The organism is Streptomyces palmae (assembly GCF_004684805.1).
Classification (GTDB): domain Bacteria; phylum Actinomycetota; class Actinomycetes; order Streptomycetales; family Streptomycetaceae; genus Streptomyces; species Streptomyces palmae.
The window spans coordinates 1-7,909 of the sequence record NZ_SRID01000326.1 but is presented as its reverse complement, the minus strand read 5'-3'; the positions used below and the strand labels follow the sequence as shown (position 1 = coordinate 7,909).

At 70.2% G+C, this 7,909-nt stretch carries 7 protein-coding genes, 1 tRNA gene and 1 other RNA gene; 8 read left to right on the top strand and 1 reads right to left on the bottom strand.

What is annotated here, in order from left to right; all coding sequences use genetic code 11:
• The 6 genes from E4099_RS33195 to E4099_RS25535 all read left to right on the top strand — a co-directional run.
• A partial coding sequence (locus tag E4099_RS33195; protein WP_167828478.1) for a hypothetical protein occupies positions 1-282 on the top strand: 282 nt, incomplete at its 5' end.
• 88 nt (positions 283-370) lie between these two features.
• Positions 371-1,021: a DNA cytosine methyltransferase gene (locus tag E4099_RS25555; RefSeq protein WP_135341472.1), complete on the top strand. Its 651-nt coding sequence runs from the start codon at positions 371-373 to the stop codon at positions 1,019-1,021.
• Positions 1,018-1,857 (top strand): bifunctional DNA primase/polymerase, encoded by an 840-nt coding sequence (locus tag E4099_RS25550; protein ID WP_135341471.1) that lies wholly within the window; start codon positions 1,018-1,020, stop codon positions 1,855-1,857. The genes E4099_RS25555 and E4099_RS25550 overlap by 4 nt, the downstream gene beginning before the upstream one ends.
• Positions 1,858-1,859: 2 nt before the next feature.
• Entirely contained in the window at positions 1,860-3,335 is a 1,476-nt protein-coding gene (locus E4099_RS25545) for an ATP-binding protein (RefSeq protein ID WP_135341470.1), read from the top strand.
• A 443-nt stretch (positions 3,336-3,778) separates the two neighbouring features.
• Complete coding sequence (locus tag E4099_RS25540) at positions 3,779-3,997, top strand: helix-turn-helix domain-containing protein (RefSeq protein WP_135341469.1); 219 nt, start codon at positions 3,779-3,781, stop codon at positions 3,995-3,997.
• A gap of 81 nt (positions 3,998-4,078) precedes the next feature.
• A complete protein-coding gene (locus E4099_RS25535) occupies positions 4,079-5,356 on the top strand; it encodes a tyrosine-type recombinase/integrase (RefSeq protein WP_135341468.1) in 1,278 nt (425 codons plus the stop codon).
• Between the two features lie 64 nt (positions 5,357-5,420).
• On the opposite strand, the gene E4099_RS25530 is transcribed toward E4099_RS25535, so the two are convergent.
• Positions 5,421-5,505, bottom strand: a tRNA-Ser gene (locus E4099_RS25530).
• 97 nt (positions 5,506-5,602) lie between these two features.
• Here E4099_RS25530 and ffs point away from each other — a divergent pair.
• Positions 5,603-5,699: signal recognition particle sRNA small type (gene ffs / locus E4099_RS25525), an RNA gene on the top strand.
• 74 nt (positions 5,700-5,773) lie between these two features.
• Complete coding sequence (locus E4099_RS25520) at positions 5,774-7,894, top strand: DNA polymerase III subunit gamma and tau (RefSeq protein WP_245245159.1); 2,121 nt, start codon at positions 5,774-5,776, stop codon at positions 7,892-7,894.
• Positions 7,895-7,909 lie beyond the last annotated feature (15 nt).

The following is a 7,909-nucleotide window of genomic DNA, read 5'->3' as shown; positions in this document are numbered from 1 at the left end:
GCGGTGTTGCCGGTCCCGCCCACCCTCTACGGACTGGAGCGCTGGACCGGCAACACCGCCCTCGAACACGCCCGCCAAGTCCTGGAGTGCTGCGACAGGGCCGGGTGCTACGGCAACGAGCTGGCCGCACAGGACTACCTCGCCGACCACGAAGCCGCCGACATGCACGACGCCTGGGACACCGCGCGCGGACTGCCCGACGCCGCCTACACCTACGGCCGCCACGCCGAAGACGGACTGAAGTTCGCGCTCCTCAAAGCCCGCGCCACGCACACGCGATGACTCCGCCCGGGGCGACCGCACCTCTCGCCAAAGATCCGCGGTCGCCCCGGCCCCAACCAGCCTCACCGACCCGTTGGAGGTCTTCAGCATGACCCAATCCACCCCGATCCGGCGAATGGCTCCCCGGCCGCGGCTGCTGGATCTGTGTTCCGGCGCGGGGGGCACCGGCATGGGCTACCACCTGGCCGGCTTCGACGTCACCGGCGTCGACATCAACCCCCAGCCCAACTACCCCTTCACCTTCCACCAGGCCGACGCACTGGACTTCGTCCGCGAGCACGGCCACGAGTACGACCTCATCCACGGATCGTGGCCCTGCCAGTACTTCTGCCGCGCCACCAGGTGGCGCGGCACCCGCCAGGGGCACGAGAACCTGATCCCGGCCGGTCGCGCGGCCATGGAAGCCACAGGCCGTCCCTGGGTCATCGAGAACGTGCCCGAAGCCACCTGGGAAGGCGAGCTGCGCCCGGACTACCTGCTGTGCGGCACCCAGTTCGGCCTCAACGTCCGCCGCCACCGCGCGTTCGAGACCTCCTGGGGCGGCGGCGGGGAACTCCTGCCGCCCTGCTGGCACCACAAACAGCTCCTCGCCTTCGAGCACAAGGGTGAGCGTGCCTACGCCGACGCGATGGGCTGCACCTGGATGACCAACCTCGAAGCCCGCCAAGCCGTACCTCCCGCCTACACCCACTGGATCGGCACCCAGTTCCTCACCAGCGTCCACGAGGTGGCGGCATGACCAACACCCTCCTGCACACCGCCCTGGCACTGGCCCAGGCCGGTGTCCCTGTTCTCCCGCTGCGGGCCGGGAAGGTGCCGTTCGGCAACTGCGGCTCGTGTGCCAAGAACGCCTGTGGTGGTCGGCCGAACATGAAGACCCCGGGTACCTGCCAGTGCCCCGCGGTCTGCCACGGCTGGGCCGCCGCCACCGCCGATCCCGCCGTACTCCAGTCCCCGGCCTGGGCCGGGACATGGCGGCAGGCGCACGCGGTCGCCTACCACCCCGGTGGCGCCCAGCTCACCGTCGTCGACCTCGACAACCCCGACGCGGTGATCTGGGCCCGCCGGACTCTCCCGCCCACCCGGACGGTGCCCACCACACGTGGGGAGCACTGGATCTACCGGGGCGCGATGCGTTCGGTGAACGGCGTCCGTGAGGGTGTCGACCTCAAGTCCACGATGGCCTACGCGCGGTGGCTCGGTCCCGGCACCGGCGCCATGACCGATCTGCCGGACGCCGTGCGCGCGCTGGCCGTGAAGGAACCGTCCACGGTCCGGGCATCGCACGTCGTTACCGTGCCCGCACTGGCCGGGGGCGGGGAGTGCCGCCATCGCACGCCCGCATACCTGGAGCGGGGCATCGCCATGGCCGAGCAGCGCATCACCGAGGCCCGCAGCGCGGTGCACACGACCGTCTACCGGACGTTCCTCGCCGTGCTGTCCGCTCACGGCCGGTGCGGGTGCCTGACCGACACCCACGTCGCGCGGCTGTTCACCGCCGCTCAGGCCAAGGGTGAATCTCCCCGGCACTGCACTGACGCCTGGACGAACGCCTGCACCAGGTTGGGGCTGTAGCCGTGTCCGACGACGACAAGACCCCGGCCCGCGAAGTCATTGCCGACTACGCGCAGCAGCACTTCCGGTACTTCCGCACCGCCGACGGAACCGTGTTCGCCCAGAAGAACGGTCACCCCGTGGCCCGTCCGATCCGCTCACAGGGCACCTCGGGCAGCCACCGACAAGAACTCATGGTCGGCCTCTTCAACGACGGATACGGCGTGTTCAACGGAACCGCCCTCAAGGAGGCGCTGGACTTGATCGAAGCACTCGCGATGAGCAAGGACGTACAGCCCGTCCACATCCGCGTCGCGCCCGGATTCGACGGCGCGACGTGGCTCGACCTGGGCCGCAGCGACGGGCAGTCCGTCCGCATCCACCCCACCGGCTGGGACATCCTCACCCCCGACCCGCAGGAAGTCTGCTGGCGGCGCACCCAGCTCACCGGGGAACTGCCCCTGCCAGCCAAGGACACCGACGGCAAGGGCATCGACCTGCTGCTGAGGCTGTGCAACTTCGCCACCGCGGAGACCGAGTGCCTGGCCATCGTCTGGCTGATCGGATGCCTCGGGCCGTCCGTGCCCGTCCCCGCCCCCTTCCTCACCGGTCCTCAGGGCGCGGGCAAGTCCACCGGCGGGCGGATGCTCGTGCGGGTCATCGAGGGCATGAGCGCGGACCTGCGGCGAGCCCCGAAGGACGAGGAGAACCTGATCGCGGCGGTGGCGGCCGGATGGGTCACCGCCCTGGACAACCTCTCCCATCTGGCCGTGGACCTGTCCGACCTCATGTGCTGCATCGTCACCGGGGCCGAGACCATCAAACGCGCCCTGTACACCGACGGCGACGTGGTCCGCGCCCGCTACCGCCGCCCCCTGCTGCTGACCGGCATCGACGTCGGCGTCATCCGCCCCGACCTCGCCGAACGCCTTCTCCCGCTCCGTCTGGAACGCCCCCGCGTCCGGCGGACCGAGGCCGAGCTGTGGACTGAGTTCGAGGAGATCCTGCCCGTCGTCCTCGGCTCTCTCCTCGACCTCACGGTCAAGGTCCGCGCGGCTGAAGCGGACATCCCCACCGACCTGCGGATGGCCGACTTCGCCCACCTGTGCGCGCAGTTCGACGCGGCGACCGGACTCGGAGCACTCAATGCCTACCGGGCCAGCCTGGACGACCTCAACGACGACGTCATTGAGGGCGACCTCCTGGCGCAGACCGTGCTCAAGCACGCTGCCGGCCTCACGGCGGGCTCAGAGATGCGAATGACGTCATCCGGGTGGCTGCAGTACCTCACCGGCCTGTACACCGGGGAGGATTGCCGTCCCCTGCCCAAGGGCTGGCCCACCACAGGCAAAGTCCTCTCCGACCGCCTCAAGCGCCTTCAGCCGACCCTCGCCGCCCGGGACGTCCTGATCGACTGGGGCCGCACCAAAGAGGGCCGCTATATCGAGATGACCCGGCGGCCGACCCCGCTGCCACACCAGCAAGAGCCGATGCTCTGACCGGCGCCCCACAGCCCTCCCGAACAAGCAAGAAGAGCACGGCGCGCACTGCGGGAGGGGTGCTCCTCTTGCTGTTCGGCGGCATGCCGCCGCTCGATGGTCGCGCCGCGAAGCGGCTCCTTCTTCACGCCTTGAGGCATCACAACAGACACCCCACCCCTTTCTCTTGTCCGAAGGAAAGGGGCGCTGCGTCACCTGCGTCACCCGAGGACGGAAAGCGGCCCGTGACCTGCGGCTACAGCGGTGACGCAGGACGGCCGGACTGCGTCACCCCGCGTCACCCGCGTCACCCGGTGACGAAAGCCAGCGTCACCAGGTGACGCATCCGAAATCTCTGCGTCACTCAAAACCGCAGGTCAGGACCACGAATGACGCAAATGACGCGGTGACGCAGAACCCCGCACCTCGGACAGGCAGAAGATCCAGAACGTAAGGAGCGTCACATGGAGACTGCCCGAATCGCCGAGGGAGCTGACAGCACCCTCGTTCTCCTCACTGTGGAGGAAGCTGCCCGCCGCCTCCAGATTGGCCGCACTACCTGCTTCGCCCTCATCCGCTCGGGTGACCTGGAGTCCCTGGTGATCGGCCGACTTCGCCGGGTACCTGCCGACGCCCCGGCCGCATATATCGCGCGCCGCCGTGCTGGGGGCTGCGCCGCCTGACCTGCTCGATATCGGAGCGCCGTCCCCTGGCAGGACGGCGCTCCGGTCGTTCCACCCACCGATTCGAAGGAGATTCCGCCCGTGGCGGAGAAGAAGCGCACTCGTCGGGCGAACGGCGAAACGGCCGTCTACTTCGGTAAGGACGGTCGCTGGCACGCCCGGGTGCCGATGGGCTACAAGGACAATGGCGAGCCCTACCGCAGGCACATCACCCGCCCTTCCGAGGGCGAGTTGACTGAAGAGGTCAAGCGGCTGGAGCGGCAGCGTGACCAGGGCACCGCACAGCAGCCTGGCAGGCTGTGGACGGTCGAGAAGTGGCTGTGGCACTGGGTCGAGAACATCGCCAAGGACGTCGTCAGCGAGAACACCTACGACGGGTACGAGGTGGCGGTTCGCGTGCATCTCGTGCCCGGCATCGGCAAGCACCGCATCGACCGCTTGGAGCCGGAGCACCTGGAAAGCCTCTACCGCCGGATGCAGAAGAACGGCAGCAAGCCGGCCACGGCTCACCAGGCTCACCGGACCGCCCGGACCGCCCTCGGTGAGGCCGTACGGAGAGGTCACGCCGCGAAGAACGCCGCCGCTCTGGCCAAGCCGCCACGGGTGGAGGAGCCGGAAGAGGAGATCGAGCCCTACTCGGTTGAAGAGGTGCAGAGCCTGCTGATCGAGGTGAACAAGCGCCGCAACAGTGCTCGTTGGATGCTCGCGCTCGCCCTCGGCCTGCGGCAGGGCGAGACGCTCGGACTCCGGTGGTCCGACGTGGACCTGGACCACGAGTACCTCAAACTCCGCCGGAACCGCCTGCGGCCGAAGTATGAGCACGGGTGCCGGGAGGCGTCGCCGTGCGGCCGGAAGGCCGGGTACTGCCCCGAGCGCAAGCAGGTGCGGCGTGAGACCAAGAACACAAAGTCGCGTGCGGGGCGCCGTGCGGTTCCTCTGCCGGGTCCCTTGGTCCGGATGCTCCGTGCCCACAAGGAGGCTCAGGCCCGGGAGCGCCAAATCGCCGGGAACCTGTGGACCGAGTCGGGCTATGTGTTCACCAAGCCGCTCGGCGGTCCGCTCAGCCCGAACACCGACTACCACGACTGGAAGAAACTCCTGGACGACGCGGGGGTGAGGGACGCGCGCCTGCACGATGCCCGGCACACTGCTGCGACCGTCCTCATGCTGCTCGGCGTCCCGGACCGCGTTATCGATCAGATCATGGGCTGGGAGCCAGGGACGTCCGCACGGATGCGCGCGCGGTACCTCCACGTGCCCGACGCGATGCTGAAAGACGTGGCGCGGAAGCTCGCGGAAGCGATCTGGGGGCCGCAGGAAGACAGCCCTGCGGACAAAGATCAGAACAACGGTGGCTGACAGATAAGCCGAAGGCCCGACCGGTAACCGGTCGGGCCCTTCGTTTCGCCTGTTCAGGCAGCTGCGGAGGATACGAGATTCGAACTCGTGAGGGGTTGCCCCCAACACGCTTTCCAAGCGTGCGCCCTAGGCCTCTAGGCGAATCCTCCGCCGCAAACAATACAAGACCGAGAGCCGTGCTCGCGAACCCGATCGGGGGATGGGTCCGGGGTGCTTCAGGAGTCCCCGGGATCCGCTAGGGTAGGGAGCAGCCCCTCACGTGGCGCTATCTCACCCAACTCCCCCAGGGCCGGAAGGCAGCAAGGGTAAGTGGGCTCTGGCGGGTGCGTGAGGGGCCCTTTGCGTTCGGGGTCGGTGGGCCGGTGAGGTGGATGTGACCGAGGCCACTTGTCGGTGGGTCCCGATATCGTCGTAGGTGTGTCGTCCCTCGCGCTTTACCGCCGCTACCGCCCAGAGACCTTCGCCGAGGTCATCGGGCAGGAGCATGTCACCACCCCGTTGCAGCAGGCGCTGCGCAACAACAGGGTCAACCACGCGTATCTGTTCAGCGGGCCGCGTGGCTGTGGCAAGACGACCAGCGCGCGCATCCTGGCCCGCTGCCTGAACTGCGAGCAGGGGCCGACGCCGACGCCGTGCGGGGAGTGCCAGTCCTGCCGTGACCTGGCGCGGAACGGACCCGGCTCGATCGACGTGATCGAGATCGACGCGGCTTCGCACGGTGGTGTGGACGACGCCCGTGAGCTGCGTGAGAAGGCGTTCTTCGGGCCCGCCTCCAGCCGGTACAAGATCTACATCATCGACGAGGCGCACATGGTCACCTCGGCGGGCTTCAACGCCCTGCTGAAGGTGGTCGAGGAGCCGCCGGAGCACCTCAAGTTCATCTTCGCGACCACCGAGCCGGAGAAGGTCATCGGCACCATCCGGTCGCGCACCCACCACTACCCGTTCCGGCTGGTGCCGCCCGGGACGCTGCGGGACTACCTGGGCGAGGTGTGCACCCAGGAGGCCATCCCGGTCGAGGACGGCGTGCTGCCGCTGGTCGTGCGCGCCGGGGCGGGCTCGGTCCGGGACTCGATGTCGGTCATGGACCAGCTGCTGGCGGGCGCCGCGGACGACGGTGTGACGTACGCCATGGCCACCTCCCTGCTCGGGTACACGGACGGTTCGCTGCTCGACGCCGTGGTGGACGCCTTCGCGGCCGGGGACGGGGCAGCGGCGTTCGAGGTCGTGGACCGGGTGATCGAGGGGGGCAACGACCCCCGGCGCTTCGTCGCGGACCTGCTGGAGCGCCTTCGCGACCTGGTGATCCTCGCCGCGGTGCCGGACGCCGCGGAGAAGGGGCTGATCGACGCCCCCGCGGACGTACTGGAGCGGATGCAGGCGCAGGCGTCGGTGTTCGGCCAGGCCGAGCTGAGCCGGGCCGCCGACCTGGTCAACGAGGGCCTGACCGAGATGCGGGGCGCCACCTCGCCGCGGCTCCAGCTGGAGCTGATCTGCGCCCGGGTGCTGCTGCCCGCCGCATACGACGACGAGCGTTCGCTGCAGGCCCGGCTGGACCGCCTGGAGCGGGGCGCGCTGGTGAGCGGCTCGGGCGGCGGTATCGCCGCCCCTTCGGGGCCGGCGATGGGGTACGTACCGGGGCCGGACGCGCATTCCCCGGCCGGACCGGTCGGCCCGGCCGCGGCACGTGCGGCGATGGCGGCCGCGACCGGGGCGCCCGCGGCAGGGGTTCCCGCCCCCGCGGGCCCTGGCCATGCGGAGGGCGTGCCGGTCCCCGGCGGCGCGGAGGCGGCGGCTCAGGCGGCGGGCCATCAGGGTGCTGCGGCGCAGGGGGCGGGCTCCTCCGGGACCGCGGCGCCGGGAGTGGATGAGCGGTCCGGCTCGGCGGCCGGTGCGGAGGGCGGCCAGCAGCCCGGCGCCTGGCCTGCCGGTGCGGTGGCCGCCCCCGGCCGGGGCGCACCGGGCGCGGGACCTGCTCCCGCCGCCGCGGGAGCGCCCGGGGCCTGGCCCTCGGCTGCCCCGCCCGGCCAGGGCACCGGTGCGCAGCAGACCCGCCGCCCTGGTGGCTGGCCGTCCGCCGCCGCGCCGGGGCAGGGCGTGCCCGCGCCGAGTCAGGCGGGCGCTCAGGGCGCTCCGGGGGCCGGCGGTCCCGGGCAGGGTGCTTCGAGTGGCGGGTCCGCGCAGCAGGCCGGTGCCGGTGCGGCCCAGCCCTCGCCGGCGGCCGCGCAGGGTGCCGTGCAGGTGCGGAACATGTGGCCGGCCATCCTGGAGGCGGTGAAGAACCGCCGACGTTTCACGTGGATCCTGCTCAGCCAGAACGCCACGGTCGCCGGCTTCGACGGCACCACCCTCCAGCTGGGCTTCTCCAACCCGGGTGCCCGGGACAGCTTCGCCAACAGCGGCAGCGACGACGTGCTCAGGCAGGTGCTGAGCGAGCAGTACCAGGTGCAGTGGCGGGTCGAGACGATCGTCGACCCCTCGGGCGGCGCGGGTGCTGTCTCTTATACAAATCTTCGAGGCCAAGAGAAGGACACCTAAATCGTATACCGTCTT

What these genes read in the sequence shown, in the direction of transcription:
- E4099_RS25555 (WP_135341472.1), top strand. Translation starts at nt 371, where the DNA reads ATGACCCAATCCACCCCGATCCGGCGAATGGCTCCCCGGCCGCGGCTG.
- E4099_RS25550 (WP_135341471.1), top strand. Translation starts at nt 1,018, where the DNA reads ATGACCAACACCCTCCTGCACACCGCCCTGGCACTGGCCCAGGCCGGT.
- E4099_RS25540 (WP_135341469.1), top strand. Translation starts at nt 3,779, where the DNA reads ATGGAGACTGCCCGAATCGCCGAGGGAGCTGACAGCACCCTCGTTCTC.